Origin of the sequence: Bifidobacterium sp. 2450 (genome assembly GCF_041900695.1) — a bacterium.
Taxonomy (GTDB): Bacteria; Actinomycetota; Actinomycetes; order Actinomycetales; family Bifidobacteriaceae; genus Bifidobacterium; species Bifidobacterium longum.
The window spans coordinates 1-16,252 of the sequence record NZ_JBHEEA010000025.1 but is presented as its reverse complement, the minus strand read 5'-3'; the positions used below and the strand labels follow the sequence as shown (position 1 = coordinate 16,252).

At 54.8% G+C, this 16,252-nt stretch carries 15 protein-coding genes and 1 pseudogene; 10 read left to right on the top strand and 6 right to left on the bottom strand.

The window, feature by feature from the left end; genetic code table 11:
* Positions 1-54: 54 nt before the first annotated feature.
* The gene (locus ACEUKI_RS10375; RefSeq protein ID WP_131218582.1) at positions 55-1,239 is read right to left on the bottom strand and encodes an IS256 family transposase; all 1,185 of its coding nucleotides are present in this window, start codon (positions 1,237-1,239) and stop codon (positions 55-57) included.
* Positions 1,240-1,360: 121 nt separating this feature from the next.
* Here ACEUKI_RS10375 and ACEUKI_RS10370 point away from each other — a divergent pair.
* Positions 1,361-1,582 (top strand): annotated as a pseudogene (locus ACEUKI_RS10370) (peroxiredoxin); the annotation flags it as partial.
* A gap of 118 nt (positions 1,583-1,700) precedes the next feature.
* Here the strand turns inward: ACEUKI_RS10370 and ACEUKI_RS10365 are convergent.
* The 4 genes from ACEUKI_RS10365 to ACEUKI_RS10350 all read right to left on the bottom strand — a co-directional run bounded on the left by ACEUKI_RS10365 (position 1,701) and on the right by ACEUKI_RS10350 (position 4,793).
* The gene (locus ACEUKI_RS10365; protein WP_080784863.1) at positions 1,701-2,525 is read right to left on the bottom strand and encodes a hypothetical protein; all 825 of its coding nucleotides are present in this window, start codon (positions 2,523-2,525) and stop codon (positions 1,701-1,703) included.
* A 421-nt stretch (positions 2,526-2,946) separates the two neighbouring features.
* On the bottom strand, positions 2,947-3,252 hold the full coding sequence (locus ACEUKI_RS10360) for a hypothetical protein (protein ID WP_374156853.1): 306 nt from the start codon (positions 3,250-3,252) through the stop codon (positions 2,947-2,949).
* A gap of 103 nt (positions 3,253-3,355) precedes the next feature.
* Positions 3,356-3,856, bottom strand: coding sequence for a hypothetical protein (locus ACEUKI_RS10355; protein ID WP_256866798.1), 501 nt, complete (start codon positions 3,854-3,856; stop codon positions 3,356-3,358).
* Positions 3,857-3,947: 91 nt separating this feature from the next.
* Complete coding sequence (locus ACEUKI_RS10350) at positions 3,948-4,793, bottom strand: SDR family NAD(P)-dependent oxidoreductase (RefSeq protein WP_144169414.1); 846 nt, start codon at positions 4,791-4,793, stop codon at positions 3,948-3,950.
* A 199-nt stretch (positions 4,794-4,992) separates the two neighbouring features.
* On the opposite strand from ACEUKI_RS10350, the gene ACEUKI_RS10345 reads away from it, so the two are divergent.
* Both ACEUKI_RS10345 and ACEUKI_RS10340 read left to right on the top strand, forming a co-directional pair.
* Positions 4,993-5,160, top strand: coding sequence for a hypothetical protein (locus tag ACEUKI_RS10345; RefSeq protein WP_156604016.1), 168 nt, complete (start codon positions 4,993-4,995; stop codon positions 5,158-5,160).
* Positions 5,154-6,011 carry a DUF2442 domain-containing protein gene (locus tag ACEUKI_RS10340; RefSeq protein ID WP_202574579.1) on the top strand — a complete coding sequence of 286 codons (858 nt, stop codon included), beginning with the start codon at positions 5,154-5,156 and terminating at the stop codon, positions 6,009-6,011. The genes ACEUKI_RS10345 and ACEUKI_RS10340 overlap by 7 nt, the downstream gene beginning before the upstream one ends.
* A 61-nt stretch (positions 6,012-6,072) precedes the next feature.
* On the opposite strand, the gene ACEUKI_RS10335 is transcribed toward ACEUKI_RS10340, so the two are convergent.
* On the bottom strand, positions 6,073-6,390 hold the full coding sequence (locus ACEUKI_RS10335) for a hypothetical protein (protein WP_374156852.1): 318 nt from the start codon (positions 6,388-6,390) through the stop codon (positions 6,073-6,075).
* A gap of 497 nt (positions 6,391-6,887) precedes the next feature.
* Between ACEUKI_RS10335 and ACEUKI_RS10330 the strand changes: the two genes are divergently transcribed.
* The 7 genes from ACEUKI_RS10330 (at position 6,888) to ACEUKI_RS10300 (ending at position 16,198) form a co-directional block, all read left to right on the top strand.
* The gene (locus ACEUKI_RS10330) at positions 6,888-7,556 is read left to right on the top strand and encodes a multiprotein-bridging factor 1 family protein (protein ID WP_374156851.1); all 669 of its coding nucleotides are present in this window, start codon (positions 6,888-6,890) and stop codon (positions 7,554-7,556) included.
* Positions 7,556-8,017, top strand: coding sequence for an ImmA/IrrE family metallo-endopeptidase (locus ACEUKI_RS10325; protein WP_374156850.1), 462 nt, complete (start codon positions 7,556-7,558; stop codon positions 8,015-8,017). Before ACEUKI_RS10330 ends, ACEUKI_RS10325 begins: the two co-directional genes overlap by 1 nt.
* Before the next feature lie 84 nt (positions 8,018-8,101).
* Positions 8,102-8,929 carry a DEAD/DEAH box helicase family protein gene (locus tag ACEUKI_RS10320; RefSeq protein ID WP_374156849.1) on the top strand — a complete coding sequence of 276 codons (828 nt, stop codon included), beginning with the start codon at positions 8,102-8,104 and terminating at the stop codon, positions 8,927-8,929.
* Positions 8,926-12,228, top strand: a complete 3,303-nt coding sequence (locus ACEUKI_RS10315) for a type ISP restriction/modification enzyme (RefSeq protein ID WP_374156848.1) — start codon at positions 8,926-8,928, stop codon at positions 12,226-12,228. Before ACEUKI_RS10320 ends, ACEUKI_RS10315 begins: the two co-directional genes overlap by 4 nt.
* A complete protein-coding gene (locus tag ACEUKI_RS10310; protein ID WP_374156847.1) occupies positions 12,228-13,028 on the top strand; it encodes a type ISP restriction/modification enzyme in 801 nt (266 codons plus the stop codon). The genes ACEUKI_RS10315 and ACEUKI_RS10310 overlap by 1 nt, the downstream gene beginning before the upstream one ends.
* Before the next feature lie 15 nt (positions 13,029-13,043).
* Positions 13,044-14,552, top strand: coding sequence for a hypothetical protein (locus ACEUKI_RS10305; RefSeq protein ID WP_374156846.1), 1,509 nt, complete (start codon positions 13,044-13,046; stop codon positions 14,550-14,552).
* 461 nt (positions 14,553-15,013) lie between these two features.
* Positions 15,014-16,198, top strand: coding sequence for an IS256 family transposase (locus ACEUKI_RS10300; RefSeq protein ID WP_131218582.1), 1,185 nt, complete (start codon positions 15,014-15,016; stop codon positions 16,196-16,198).
* Positions 16,199-16,252 lie beyond the last annotated feature (54 nt).

The window sequence follows — 16,252 nt, the reverse complement described above, 5'->3', positions numbered from 1 at the left end:
GGTAGTGCCCGAACTCTTGCGCACTTTGGTCTTCGCCCGTCCCTGTGGCGGTGATCAGTTCGCTGCTGGTACGGTCTCACCGAGCCTTGACATGTCGAGGTAGCGGCGCGTCGACCACTCGTCGGATGTCACGTAGCGGACCCTCGCGCAGACGAGCATCAACGCGCTGCGTCCGTCGGGGAACGAGCCGACCACGCGGGTCCTGCGCCTGATCTCGCGGTTGAGCCGTTCGATCATGTTGTTGGTGCGGATCCGACGCCTATGCTCGCGCGGGTAGTCGTCGAGCAGGTAGGTCGTGGTCTCGCCGATGCCCTCGCGCAGGCATTTGGCGGCCTCCTTGAGTTTCCTGGATTCCATGTCCCGGGCGACGGATTCGGCCTTCTCCAACGCCTTGTCGCGTGATTCCATGGAGAACACGGCCTTCAGTGCGTCGGCCGCCCAGTCGCGGTTCCCGGGGTTGACCCTGGCGAGTATGTTGCGCTCGAAATGCACCATGCACCGCTGGTAGCGGGCATCGGGCAGCAGCTCGCCCGCGGCGGCGACCAGCCCCGCGCACCGATCTCCCGTCACCAGTCTCACGCCCTTGAGGCCTCGTGCGAGCATGCCTTTGATGAATTCGCGCCAGCTTTCCGCGTCCTCCTTCATGCCCTCGGCCACCGAAAGCACCTCGCGCCGCCCGTCCATGCCGACGCCGATGGCCACCAGGATGCTCACGTTCTCCACGGACCCGCCCCAGCACCTTTTGTGCCACACGCCGTCCATGAACAGGTACGGGTAATCCTGTTCGAGGGGCCTGCCCCGCCATGCGTCGATATCCGCATAGACGCGCTTGAGCTTGTCGCTCAGGGTCTGCGAGGGCATGCGGTCGCCCCACAGGAGCCGGCTGACATCATCGACCTGGCGGGTGGAGACGCCGGCCAGGTACATGTCGATCAAGGCCTCCTCGACGCTCTCCTCACGCCGACGGTATCGTTCGATCACGGCCGACTCGAACACCGCGCCCTTGAGTTTCGGCACTTTCAGGCTCATTTTGCCGGCCTTGACGGTCAGGTCGCGCTCGTAGTGGCCGGCCCGGTACGCCTTGCGGTCCCCGCTGCGCTCGTAGCGCGCGGCGCCGGTGATCTCGTCGGCCTCGGCGTCGAGCATCGCGTTCAGGGTCTCCTCGACGCTTTTGCGGACCATCCGGTCCAGGGTGGTTTCCAACATGGCCTGGTCGACCTGTAGAATCTGCTGTGACATGGCTTCGTGCCCTCGTTTCCAATCGCGGTTTTCTAATGTCTGGCGACTGAAAATCGTACACAGGACACGGGCCATGCCCCTATCTCAAGCCCAAACCAAAGTGCGCAAAATCTCGGGCGTTATCTTCCCGCTGCTGTCTGATCCCGACCTGACCGTGCACAAGCTGTACGGCGCATACGGCGAAAAGAAGCTCTACGGCAAGGTGCACGTAGGTGTGATCCGTTCGACGCTCGTCATCAATCCCGACTGCTCCGTGACAATTGCACGTTACAACGTACGTGCCAAAGGCCATGTCGAATCGCTATTAAAGGCACTGGAAAAGTTGGAGAAGCTGGAGAAGTAGTGCGTTCTCGTTGTTCGGACACAGTGGTTCGTGCATAGCAGGTTCCGTGCGGTATGTGCCGCATGAATCACTGCCATATGAACCACTGCCGTATGAACCACCGATTGACTTCTCAGACTCACCGGCAAATAGTGAGACCGTGGGCGCGCAGTACGTCTATGGCTGGCATGTAATCGAGCGATGTTGCGGTGGGATTGAGCATCAGTTCGCGGATGGCGGCGGATGCTGAGGGCTCGCTTGTCTTCGAGGATTCTGCGGCCGGGAAGAGAGCGTCAGCGATTAGGGAGATGATACGGGAACGTGCATCGCCGGCATTGGCATTGTTGCTGCTGTTGCCGGCGTCGGTAGTGGCGGAGTTGTCAATAGTAGCGGAGCTGTTTTGTAGAGTCGTATCCAACGCTGTGACAAGCGGCTCCAGGTTGTTCTTTGTCGCCTCGGCAATGTCATCGAGCTGATCGAATAAGGCGAACAGCCATGCACGACTTTGCTCCTCATCGTTGCCGGTCGCAAGCCTTTCATCGGTGACGCGCACGAGTTCGTCAATCGGTACTGCTGGCGTCTTTGCCGGATCGCGATGCTCACGGTTGTCTTCGATATCGCCCATAAGATGCTGGATTTCGCACTCGTCCTGCAATACGGTGGTTTCGGCAAATGCGGTGGCGATGGCGTCCGCGTCGATGAACTTGCCACCTTCGGACTGGAAGCGCACGCGCTTGGGCTCACTGTAATAATGCGACATGCCGAATGTGATGTACTGAGGCATCTCATCCTGCAATTGCTTGACTGCATCCGCCACCTTGCGCATGTCCGCAAGCTGCTGATGCACCACAATAAAGGCAAGTATTGCTTTGGCATCGGCGAGAGTGAGCGACTGCCCGATACTGGCTCCATGATGATGTTCGTGATGCGCAAACATGTTCTTCAGCGAATCAAACAATCCCATAATGTCCTCCTTCGGACTGGGGCACAGTAGCTTCATATCTGTCGCTTACTGTAGTTCCGAATATGAGGGAATGGTTCGTGGAACGCCGAGAGCGAATATTAGCGTGCATGTGCTGAGTTCTTTTGACTTAGATGATTGGAGAAATAACTGAGGAAATGAATAGCCTCCCAGCGATTTTAAAAAACACTTTTGCATGATTAGCGAGGCAAATCCTCTGGTGAATGGAGATTTTGGCTCACTGATGGGCGGTCAGTGAAGTGTTCCTACGGTTGAGTCGAGCTTTTGCTTCGCTGAGCAGTCTCAGTGGGGCAAATCTTCGGATGGGCCAAGGTATTGCTTTGCTGAGAGGCCGCTTAGCGGGGCTTTTCCTCTACTGGCTCTCTGGGTTGCGCCACTGGTGATGATTCAGCGGGGTGTTCCCTCAGGTTTGTCGAGGTTTCGCTTCGCTGAACAGATCTAGGCGGAACATTCCCTCTAGTCCGTCGAGGTTTTGCCCTGTTGAAGTAGTCCTGAGCGGAGCAAACCATCGATTAGGAAGAGGTTTTGATTCGCTGGTGAGTTCTGAGCGGGTCATTTCTTCGGACTGATTGAGGTTTAGCTCCTGCTGAGCAGAGCTGGGCGAGGCGAATCTGTGGGCGAGTCGAGAATGTGCTTCGCTGGGCTGCACCTCATCGAAGCGTTTCTTCGAATTGGTCGAGAAAATGCTTTTGGATTCGCTGATTGTCAATGAATGACGAGTCAACACCACAGATATGCGCGGACGTGGGCTTATCGATGATGTGCTTGGGACGGAACTGTTGACATAAGGCGCTCGCAGTGAGCGAACATTCCTAGTGTTGGGCCGTTACGCTTCGGCTGAGTTGGGAGGCGGCCTTCCAGAAGTAGATGGCCGAGGCGATGGACGTGGCCAGGCCGACGATGAGCAGGAATATGCCCACCACTTTGTTGCCGGGGAAGTTGGCGGGTGACAGGGAAATATCTGTCGGATATATCACCACCATGAGGGTGAGCGTGCCGTTCAGGCCGATTGAGCAGGCTACGGTGAGGGCCGAGCAGAGACGTACGAGTCCCAGCATGGATTTGTATACGGCGAGTGATGCCGCGCGGCCGGTCTGTTCCTTCATGATGCCGTGGGATTCGAGGTAGCTGTAGTAGTTGTGTTCCGAGGTGTTAGCCAACGTGTCCTTGCGCGCATACACGTTGATGAGCGACGTGCCAGTAATGAAGAGAACAACAAACTTGAATAAAGCTCCGAAAATCCCGCTATAGGGGTCGAAGAAGTCGCAAACAAGGCTCAGCGTTCCAAGAGTATACGCGATGAAAATGGTCAATGCGCTACTCAACGGTGACGCCTCCCATGTTGTTTATTCTTGCCAGTCAGGTAGGGCAAGAATATGCTCAGTGATTCTCCATGTTCGTATATTACGGTTTCATATAGATACGGCGCATGACGAATTCGACTATGCGATCTGGTAGGAAACGCTTGAGTTGCATCAGGGCCTTGTAGCTGCTGCCGACGGCGATGTGCACCGGAGGATTGTGTTTGCCGAGCGTCGCGACGATGACTCGGGCCACGCTTTCCGGACCGTCACCGGTCTGCTCGTCATGAGCCATTTGCCCGACCGAACGTTGGCATTCGTCGTAGTACGGTGAATTGGCTGGTTCGGCGAGGATACGCGAGCCGGTGAATCCAGTGGATAGGTCACCCGGTTCGATGATTGTGGCGGTGATGCCATGACGGCGCCCCTCCAACCGCAGCGCCTCCACATACATTTCCAGCGCCGCCTTTGTGGAAGAGTAGTGCGATTGGAACGGCAAACCCAGCCGTCCTCCAATCGAGCCGACAACGATGACTCGTCCCCGCTTACGGTTGCGTGCCGCGGTACGGCGCAGCAACGGCAGTGCGATTTCGTTGACCTGCAACACGCCAAAATAATTCACATCGAACTGCTTGCGAGCGAGCGTCATTGGTGTGCATTCCGCAGAACCAGCGATGCCGAATCCCGCACAATGGACGATGGCATCCAATCGGGGGAGAGCGCTGAGAATGCGCGTGATGTCAGCCGGCTTGGTGACGTCCATCTCGTAGGTAAACAGTTCGCCGCGGCCAATATGCTGAGTCTCGGGAATGCTCTCCTCTGTATCGAGTCCCACCGAAACTACATGCCAGCCCCGCACAGCGAGCATTCGCGCCGTCGCCTGGCCGATACCACTCGTACCTCCGGTGACCAATGCCACCAGCCGTCCATCATCCTTGATTGGTTCCATATGCACCATTATCGCGCGGTGATGGTGCCGAAATTGTGGTTTGATGATACCAGATGGTTTTTGACTTCCGCGCCGTTACGGCTTCAAGAGATGCAATACTTGCGGTGGCGAAGCAAGCCGAAGCTAAATTCCGCCATGTACGGCAGTGGATTGGCGACAATTTTTACGAATTGTGGGACTGAGAGAAAGGTGAATAAGCATGGCGAACAATGTGATCGTGCAAGTGCCGGTCGATGTAATGACTTGGTATAAGGCGGATAAGGCCGCTCTTATGGAGCAAACAACATTGGAGAGTAAGCTGCGAGAATACATGCACTATCTCGTAAAGAAGCGGAAAAACACGCCGATGACGCAGACGCCTTGGTAGATGAGAAGTCGAGAAACAAATCGGATTCCACCGCATCCGCAACTTTCAAAAAATCTGGCCTGCGCTGCTATGACCACTATGCGCATCGAGTGATAGATACGGCAGAGATTTGGGCCGGTGGAACGCCGGTCGTAGTTCAAGCGTTGCCACTAGAAGACCACTGGGTTGAAGTACGTTTCGATGATGGACGTCATGGTGTGTTCGATATGAACCCGTATCTTGAAAAGCCGGTCTTTGGCCCGCTAAAAGATGAGGCTTTCTTCAAACAGCTGTATATCAGAGATGGCGTGGTCTGCTGGTCGGACGACATTGACATTGCTGCCGAACGGATGTGGACGGATAGCGAGCCCGTGACTGAGCATTGGACATATCCCGAAGATTGGCCGACGGTTGGTGATACTGGACCGGATGGTTCGCCTATCGTTTTTGTGACGGGCAAGGGATTCCCCGTTACTGACAAACTCGAGGATAAATGGGGAGAAGAAGCCGATCGTGAGGATTTCCGATGGGAGCCAGAATCACCGCTATTTATCGGCGGCGTCCCGAGGGATGATGAGCTTAAGCGCTTGGCTGAACATGGTAAGAAGGAAAGCCAAAGTCATCTTGCCACAGAAAACCAAAAGTCTCAGCAAGATGTATGCCGTCAGATGATTGCGATGCGCAAAGCAGCTGGAGTTGATCTTGATGAAATGGCCCGTCGCACTGGATATACGGCGTCGCAGCTGTGGAAAGCCGAGGATGGTTCTAGTGTGGATGGACTATTTGATTTCTTGGCTGATTATTGCACGGCTCTCGGCAAGACGTTTACTGTCACTATTGCTGATGCAAGTGATGATGCTGCCGATGAATAATGTTGTCTGATGAAATCCCGGTTGAGCATCGCAATTGGTACGATGCCCAACCGGGAAATCATCACGAGGCGTCAATCCAACGGCGACGACGCTGATATGCCATGGGATTGTCCCAGTCACGCATATCATGACCGGAGTTAGCCTGATTTGCTGCATCGTGAAGTGCCTCGCGGACCTGACGACGAGTGCCGTAATCAGTGGTCCAACTTCGTTCGACAAATCGGCAAAGCGTGAACCGCCGTGCGGGAATATGCGTATTATGGTCGGTAGCATAGGCGTATGCTACAACATCCGGTTTGAGTGTCAGTGGGTCGTCAAAAGGATGATAATAAGGTCTCATCCTCAGACAACCTGCATGAGTGGCCTCGGCCTGCATCACACGATATGGCCGATCCTTCCATGTTCTAGACATGTTTTTCCTTTCGACTGAGCAATGGTTTGCTTAGTCGAAAGGAGCGGTGAATTCTCTGGTCATGTTGTGGTACTTCTTTTATTGGTGCGTATCGGTTAGTTCGGAAGGCTCTTTAAAGTCGTTTCGCTCGAACACTTCTTAGGTTCGGTGATTCATCGACGTTGCTCATGTCATTCTCCCGGTTTAGAACCTACGTATCTGGCTTGCTCAGGTTTGTCCATATGAGAGAACCGCACCAGATTACAATGTGAATGAATTAGACACGTCGTTATTCTCTGATCTTTAGTGAAGTCATTATATTCAGGTTCGCTACCACCGGTGACGTATTTCGGAAGGCTGATTCGTCATGACAAGGAGTGTTGTTTTCCTGCAAATGCTTAGCATGATGGAAGATTCATTGGCTGGGATAAGTGACTCGTGTTGGGCGAAGTTAATTTGACCGATCAGTTTGTGGGCACATAACGATGAGCGTGGTGAAGATGGAGTTGCCGTCGCCATTTCCGCACGTTGAGCAGAAGACTTCGCTGAATCCAGAACGAATCCGCTGTGCCCGTGAAACGGCAGGATTGAGTAAGGTACAACTGGCTGAATCTCTCGGCGTAACCTCGCGGACGGTTACCAATTACGAAGAAGTCGGAGCACCGGTGTCTCAGGCAGCGGCGTTGGCTGATACCTTACAGGTCATGCCATCGTTCTTTTCCGCGTCTCCTAGCGCTCCGCTGATTGAGGATTTATCGGAAGGGCAGGTATGGTTCAGGTCGTTGAGGAAATCGACGGTAAGGCAACGTCGTTCGGCAGTGGGGCATGGTCGGAATGCATTGCTGTTCTTCAAATGGATTGAAGATCACTTCCGGCTGCCTGAATGTGATTTGCCTTTTGCCGATAGCGTCGGAATGCGTCCAGACTCGGCGGCGACTATGCTGCGTGCGATTTTGGGATATGGTGAGAATCCGTTGCCTGAAATGACGAGTCTTGCGGAAGCTCATGGCATTCGACTATTTAGTCTGCCGACTGTCGGACGAGAAGTGGATGCTTTCAGCTTTATGTTCGATGGTGTGCCGTATATCGCGGTAGACACCAGCAAGACGCAGAACGTGTCCGTTTCGATATTGCGCATGAAATTGGACATCTGATGATGCATGAAATGGTGTCTGAAGATGTAGCGGCTGCCGGAACGCGCGATATCGAAGGTGAAGCTCATTCGTTCGCCGCGAATCTTTTGATGCCGAAGCGCCGTGTTCTGGGCATGGTGCCGGCTCATGCTTCAGTGTCGCAGATTTTGGCTGCGAAACGTTATTTCAAGGTTTCCGCGATGGCTATGGCTCGCCGTGCCTATGAGTTGGGCCGATTGTCTGAATGGGAATATCGACAGGCTTGCTCGGAATTGACGGTTCAAGGCTACAAGAACGGTGAGCCTCGTGGCCTGCGGCCAGAGCAGTCGAAGGTATTCCGCTTCGTGGCCGATACGAACAGGCAGAAAGGCATATCAGTTTCTATGGTGAGCGAGGAAACTGGACTCGTACCTCAAGAATTGCATGGATTGTCGTTTGGGAATATTTGGGCGGTTACGGGTGGAAAAGACGCTAATCTCTAATCTGTGCGAGAGTAATACCGAGAATTAGAGCCAGTTGGCGATATCCTTATTGCAGGTAGATAATGCGGACAAGGGAGCCTTGTGATGGGGATTGATGAGATTTTTGCGCGTATTGTTGCCGAGTCGGTTGATAAGCGTGAGCAAGGAACTCGGTTCGAACGTGCTGTGGAGTTCTTCCTCGAACACGATCCCTCGTGGCTGGAACGCATCACACAGGTATGGCTATGGGATGAAGCCCCGACGAACGACGGCACGATGGACACAGGCATCGATCTGGTGGCCGAGGACGAGGACGGCTCGTACTGGGCGATTCAGGCGAAGTGCTATTCGAAGCCGAAGCTCGCGGCCGGCGACGTGTCCACGTTCTTCATGAACGCCTTGGCCGATGACCGGTACCAGCATTACATGCTCGCCGACACGACCTCCAGGTACACCTCGGTGTTGGAGGAGTTCATGCTCACACACCCGGGTCTGGATCTGGTGCGTTTGGATTTGGATACGATGCGCCAGTCGAATCTCGACTGGGGCGCGTTCATCGACGGCACCGAATCCTCGACCCGCATGACCTATGATCCGCGTTCGCACCAGCGTGAGGCCATCGACGCGGTCAAGACCGAGCTCAAGGACCATGACCGGTGTTCGCTGGTGATGGCGTGCGGCACGGGCAAGACGCTGACCTCGCTGCGCCTGGTCGAGGAGCAGGTCGGCGAAGGCGGCACGGTCCTGTTCCTAGCCCCGTCGATCAGTCTGGTGTCGCAGTCGATGCGTGACTGGATGAACCAGACCCGTTGCCGGATCAACGTGTACGTGGTGTGTTCGGACGGCAAGGCCAGCAAGCTGAGCAAGTCGGATCAGGAGTCGTATGGCCAGTTGACGGACATCCCGTTCCCGGCGACCACGAACCCGGTGTGACGGTCGCGCAGCGCTTCAAGCCGCGCGAGGATGCATTGAACGTGGTGTTCTCCACGTACCAGTCGATCCAAGTCATCCACGACGCGCAGGAACTTGGACTACCGCAATTCGACTTGACGATCTGCGACGAGGCGCACCGCACCACGGGCGTGATGGACGGGGAGACCGCGTTCCAGAAGGTCCACGACGCCGACTTCATCCACAGCGACAAGCGCCTGTACATGACGGCCACGCCCCGCATCTTCGGCGAGGGCGCGAAGAACAAGGCCAAGGAAGGCGCCATCGAGATCGCCAGCATGGACGACGAGAAGGTCTACGGGCGCATCGCCTACCGGTTGAGTTTCGGCAAGGCCGTTTCCTTGGGACTGCTCACGGATTACAAGATCGTGGTCATGCAGGTCGCCGAGGACATGATGGGATCGGTCATGCAGAAGCAGTACGGCGAAGACAAGGAGGTGCCGCTGTCCGACGCGGCCAAGTTTGTGGGCTGCTGGAAGGCCCTGTTCGATCGGCGTCATTCCAAGAGCGTCAGCGAGCTTGTCACGCGCGGCAAACACGCCGCCGAGACTGCGCCGGACGACGCGAAACGCGTCCTGCACCACGCGATCGCGTTCGCCGCGAGCATCAAGGACTCGAAGGCGTTGAGCGCGAAGTTCCGCACGGTCATCGACGATTACACGCGCAACCTCGAGGACACCGACGCGAACCAGGCCATGAAGGCCGCCAGCCACGAAGTCCACGTGGAGATCGACCATGTGGACGGCGGTATGGACGCCGCCACCAGGCGCAACAAGCTCGACTGGCTGGCGGAGAAGACCGCCGACAACGAATGCCACATCCTCTCCAACGCCCGTTGTCTGGCGGAAGGCATCGACGTGCCCGACCTGGACGCGGTCATGTACCTCAATGCCCGGCGCAGCCGTGTCGACATCATCCAGTCGGTCGGCCGCGTCATGCGCCGCGCTCCCGGCAAGGAATACGGGTACATCATCATCCCCGTGGTCATCCCGCTCGGCGCCGACCCGGACACGATGCTGTCCTCCGGCGTGTACGAGGTCGTCTGGCAGGTCGTGCGCGCTTTGCGAAGCCATGACGAGCGGTTGGATGCAATCATCAACGCGGCCGCGTTGGGCGACGAGGACTCGCTGAAGCGCATCATAGAGGTCGAGGTATTGGACGAGTCCAAGCTGCGCAGGTCCAGGCGTTCCGCCAAGAAGCCCGCCAATATCGGAGGCGGGGACAACCCGCCCGAAGACAACGGCGGCAACGAGCCCGACGAGGGGAACGGTCTGGACGATGACGGCAAGGGTTTCCAGCCGGAGCTGGACTTCGAGCTGGGTGAGATGGCGAAGGCCATCAACGCGCAGATCGTGCGCAAGTGCGGCACGAAGATCTACTGGGGCGAATGGACCGACGACATCGCCGCCATCACCCGAGGCCGCGCCGAAGCCATCTACCAGCTCGTCAACCAACCCGGCCCCGCACGCGACACGTTCCTCGGATTCGTGGACGGCCTCAAAGACAGCCTCAACCCCGGATACTCGGAGACCGACGCCATCGCCGTGCTCGCCCAGCACGAGGTCACCAAGCCGATTTTCCAGACCCTGTTCACCAACAAGGAGGTCATCGACCACAACCCCATCGTGCAGGGTCTCGACCGCACGATGCACGTCTTGTATAAGGCCGGTCTGCCCGAAGTGGCCAGCAACCCGACGCTGCGCGACCTGTACTCGTCGGTGCGTCTGTCCGCGAGCCAGTTGGAGACGGACGTCGCCAAGCAGAACCTCATCAAGGAGATATACAACGAGTTCTTCACCAAGGCGTTCAAGGACACCGCTGACTCGCTCGGCATCGTCTACACGCCCGTCGAGGTCGTGGATGCCCAACTGCACATGGTCCAGCGCGCGCTCGAACGCGAGTTCGGTCAATCGCTTGGCTCTCGCGGTGTGCATGTCCTGGACGGGTTCGCGGGCACTGGCACGTACATCTGCCGTCTCATCGAGGACGAAACGCTGATCGCCGACGGGGACCTGCCGTACAAGTACGCGCACGACTTGCACTCCAACGAGATCGTGCCCCTGGCCGCGACCATCATGGACATCAACATCGAACAGTCCTACCACAAGCGCGTCGGCGGCGACTATCGGTCATTCCCCGGAGCACTGCTGACGGACACGTTCCAGATGCACGAGGACGGCGACACATTGGACGACACCGTGTTCACCGAGAACACCGAGCGCATCAAGCAGCAGAAGGCACTGCCGATCAAGGTCATCGTCGGCAACCCGCCATACCGGGCCGGCGACAGTGAGAACACCGGTAACCAGAACACCAAATACCCGACCCTGGATAGTCGAGTCGAAGAAACTTACGTGTCTGAATCGGCGGCAAACAACAACTCGCTGTACGACCACTACATCCGCGCGTTCCGCTGGGCCTCCGACCGCATCGGCGACTCCGGCATCGTCTGCTTCGTCTCCAACGGCGGATGGCTCACCGGTACCGCGGGAGCCGGCGTACGACGCTGCTTCGCCAAGGAGTTCAACAGCATCTACGTGTACAACCTGCGCGGCAACCAGCGCACCTCCGGCGAGGAATCGCGTCGTGAGGGCGGCAAGATTTTCGACTCCGGCTCACGGGCCACCATCGCCATCACCATGCTCGTCAAGAACCCCGCATCCAACGAGCACGGCACCATCCACTATCGTGACATCGGCGATTACCTGACCCGCCAACAGAAACTCGACATCCTCAAAGACGCCGTCGCTGATGATCCCGAATGGGCGGAGCTCACGCCCGACAAGCATGGCGACTGGCTCGACCAACGTGATGACAGCTACGCCACCTTCATCCCCACCGGAGTGCAGAATGGTGCCAAGAAATTACCGACGGGACTGTTCTCCACTTGGTCCTGTGGACTGCAAACCAATAGAGACGCATGGGTATATTCATTTAATCGTAAATCATTGTCCCATATTATGGAACGCTTCATAGAACGGTATAACGCCGAAGTGGCTGCTGTTGCCGCCAATGATAAACACGAACTTCTCTCGGATGACACGCTTCTAAAGTGGTCTTCGTCGCTTGTATCTTATTGCATGCGTGGCATTAAAGCCGAGTATCAAGATACTAAGATTCGGGAATCCATATACCGCCCATTCTGCAAGCAATATGTGTTCTTCGACAATGTTCTCAACCACCGCCCATATCAGCAGCCGCAGTTGTTCCCATACCTGGAAGCAAAGAATCTGGAAATTGCCATATCGGGGATTGGAGCCCGTACCCATTCTCGGCGTTGATGCTTGACTTGGTGCCGTCATTGACTCCATACGCGGGTAATGGGCAGTGTTTCCCACTGTACTGGTATGAAAAGGTCGAACCATCGAATGATGACGGCTTATTCTCCGAAGCGGATATGTCCGGTGCGGATGAACATGGCTACGTCCGTCACGATGCCATCACCGACACCGGTCTGAAGGTGTTCCGCGAGGCGTATCCGAACCTGCGTATCAGCAAGGAGGACATCTTCTATTACGTGTACGGCGTGCTGCACAGCCCCGAATACCGCAAGCGGTTCGTCAACAACCTCAAGAAGGAACTGCCGCGCATCCCGCTCGCCAAGGATCTCAAGGCGTTCATGAAGGCCGGCCGCGCCCTCGCACATCTGCATCTCGACTACGAGTCGTTGGAACCATGGCCGGTCATGGAAGTCGGAGATAAAGAGAATCCAGGCCGCACCGAGAAAATGGTGTACCCGCGCAAGGTCAAGGACAAGGACACCGGCAAGAAAGTGCCCGATCTTACTGTGCTCAGAGTTGCGGAGAACCTAACCATCGAGGGTATTCCACTGCGTGCCTACGACTATGTGGTTAATGGCAAGAGCGCAATCGGCTGGCTCATCGACCGATACAAGGTCACCGCTGACAAGAAGAGCGGCATCACCAATGACCCCAACGACTACAGTGATGATTCTCGCTACATCGTGGACCTTGTAGAAAAAATCATTCGCGTAAGCATGGAAACCCTTGATATCGTGGAGAAATTACCTGCATTGGAAGAACTGCCGCAGGCTGTCAACTGGCCGACCTCATGGAAGTGATTGGAAGGAGAAAATATGAAGAAATACGGTTTTCTATTTGGGGCTGGAGCTGAAATGTCATACGGTCTTCCCTCAGGAGGACAGTTCGCTCTCGACATATTCCGCCAAGATGTTAGCGAATATAAACAGCAATTTCGCGATATGCGAAGTAAGGTGAAATCAACTACTGCATATGCGAGTAGTGAATTACCTAACAATTATCAGAATAAAAGTGTTAGTGCCTTTGGTAAGAGTGTATTCGAGAATATTATTAAAGATACCATAGAAGGTAATCGACAGTTGATTATTAAGAAACTGACAGATTTCGATGATTGGGCGGGTGGCATAGCGTTGTCAACAACCCTTTCATCGGGTGATAGCGTCAATTCTGTTTTAGAGGAACTGCTCAAAAACAATTTGGATAATATAAGTCTATCGCAAGCGGTTTCTTTTAATAATTCGTTATCTGAAGGTGATGCTCTGTTTCAGAGCAAATATTTTTCGGCTCTAATGCTTGTATACCACAAGAAGCGAATAACTGATGATAATTGCCGAGCATATCTTCGTAGTATATTGGCGGCAATACTTCAATTCCAGATTGGTGCACTTTCTGCCAACCTCGTACGAGATGTGAATGACAATCTTTTTGAGATTAAAGATCAGGATGAAGGTAGTATTGATATTTTCGATGATTTGGGAGAGGTGTTGCATATTAATTATGCCTCCACGGGAATCGCGGGGATGCAAATACTCTTTAACGAAGTTGTGAACGCAGAACCAGAGACTTCAGAAGAGCTAATTGTTATTTTTGCTCGTAAAATACTTGAATATTTATATTCATCAGTGCTTGATTATAAGACTCTTATTGATTCCAATTGGCATTATTTATATTCCCCATCAAATGATTGGGCGAAATTTACAAAAATTGTCATTTTTCTACTTTCGGTACGAGGATATATCATCAAGCAATGTGAGGGGATAGATGATTCTATCGATGGTTATTATGACCAGCTTAAACGATCGGTAGATGGTGATGATATAGAGCTCTCCGCCATTGCTACGACAAATTACAATACATTTATCGAAAAAAAGATTGGTGTTAAGGTATTTTTTCTAAATGGCTCAACTAATAACTGGTATGACCCATATCTTAACTCTCTTGGGACGAAAGAAGAGCTTGACACAGATGAGCACCATATACTTGTTCCTCTTATCTTTACGCAAAGTGGCACAAAACCTATGACTTCGATTGATATGTCGATGATTTACGTCGATACATATAAACAATGGCTGGAGTCGGATGCCCTTGTTGTCGTTGGATTTGGTTTTAATCGGGATGACGAACATATTAATGGATTACTGCGTAGACTAATTGATTTGGAAGATAAGAAACTATATGTGGTATGTATTGGCAATACGAAAAGAAATGATATTGCGAAAAAATTAAAGGTACGAAATTCTAACAATATTGACATTATTCGCGTTGATAAGAAAGGTCATCTCGTGGAAGATTCTTCAAAATTGTGGATTGATAAGTTGATTTAGTGGTCTTTTGAAGATATGCATGGTGTGCGGATGTTTCTTGATGCCCGGGGCATCCGTACATCCTCATGTCTGGGGTCTTATGTATTGTATCTCTCGTCTTTTCTTGTAGAAATGTCTACTTTAATGGGCAAAGGAATGGTGGCTTTACTGAGACCTTCGACTATTTTAGCGGGTTATTGTCGCCAGGGTAATTCACGAAAGCATCGATGATTCGATTCGTGCGTGCTTCGATGTCCGTTTCAGTGAAATCATTTTTCATTTATACAAATCATAGAAAAAATAATGTGATTTGGTAACGAGATTTCTTGTAAGTGGTATCAGCTATAGCGTTTTGTTGGATAACGCCCGAGATTTTGCGCACTTTGGTTTGGGCTTGAGATAGGGGCATGGCCCGTGTCCTGTGTACGATTTTCAGTCGCCAGACATTAGAAAACCGCGATTGGAAACGAGGGCACGAAGCCATGTCACAGCAGATTCTACAGGTCGACCAGGCCATGTTGGAAACCACCCTGGACCGGATGGTCCGCAAAAGCGTCGAGGAGACCCTGAACGCGATGCTCGACGCCGAGGCCGACGAGATCACCGGCGCCGCGCGCTACGAGCGCAGCGGGGACCGCAAGGCGTACCGGGCCGGCCACTACGAGCGCGACCTGACCGTCAAGGCCGGCAAAATGAGCCTGAAAGTGCCGAAACTCAAGGGCGCGGTGTTCGAGTCGGCCGTGATCGAACGATACCGTCGGCGTGAGGAGAGCGTCGAGGAGGCCTTGATCGACATGTACCTGGCCGGCGTCTCCACCCGCCAGGTCGATGATGTCAGCCGGCTCCTGTGGGGCGACCGCATGCCCTCGCAGACCCTGAGCGACAAGCTCAAGCGCGTCTATGCGGATATCGACGCATGGCGGGGCAGGCCCCTCGAACAGGATTACCCGTACCTGTTCATGGACGGCGTGTGGCACAAAAGGTGCTGGGGCGGGTCCGTGGAGAACGTGAGCATCCTGGTGGCCATCGGCGTCGGCATGGACGGGCGGCGCGAGGTGCTTTCGGTGGCCGAGGGCATGAAGGAGGACGCGGAAAGCTGGCGCGAATTCATCAAAGGCATGCTCGCACGAGGCCTCAAGGGCGTGAGACTGGTGACGGGAGATCGGTGCGCGGGGCTGGTCGCCGCCGCGGGCGAGCTGCTGCCCGATGCCCGCTACCAGCGGTGCATGGTGCATTTCGAGCGCAACATACTCGCCAGGGTCAACCCCGGGAACCGCGACTGGGCGGCCGACGCACTGAAGGCCGTGTTCTCCATGGAATCACGCGACAAGGCGTTGGAGAAGGCCGAATCCGTCGCCCGGGACATGGAATCCAGGAAACTCAAGGAGGCCGCCAAATGCCTGCGCGAGGGCATCGGCGAGACCACGACCTACCTGCTCGACGACTACCCGCGCGAGCATAGGCGTCGGATCCGCACCAACAACATGATCGAACGGCTCAACCGCGAGATCAGGCGCAGGACCCGCGTGGTCGGCTCGTTCCCCGACGGACGCAGCGCGTTGATGCTCGTCTGCGCGAGGGTCCGCTACGTGACATCCGACGAGTGGTCGACGCGCCGCTACCTCGACATGTCAAGGCTCGGTGAGACCGTACCAGCAGCGAACTGATCACCGCCACAGGGACGGGCGAAGACCAAAGTGCGCAAGAGTTCGGGCACTACC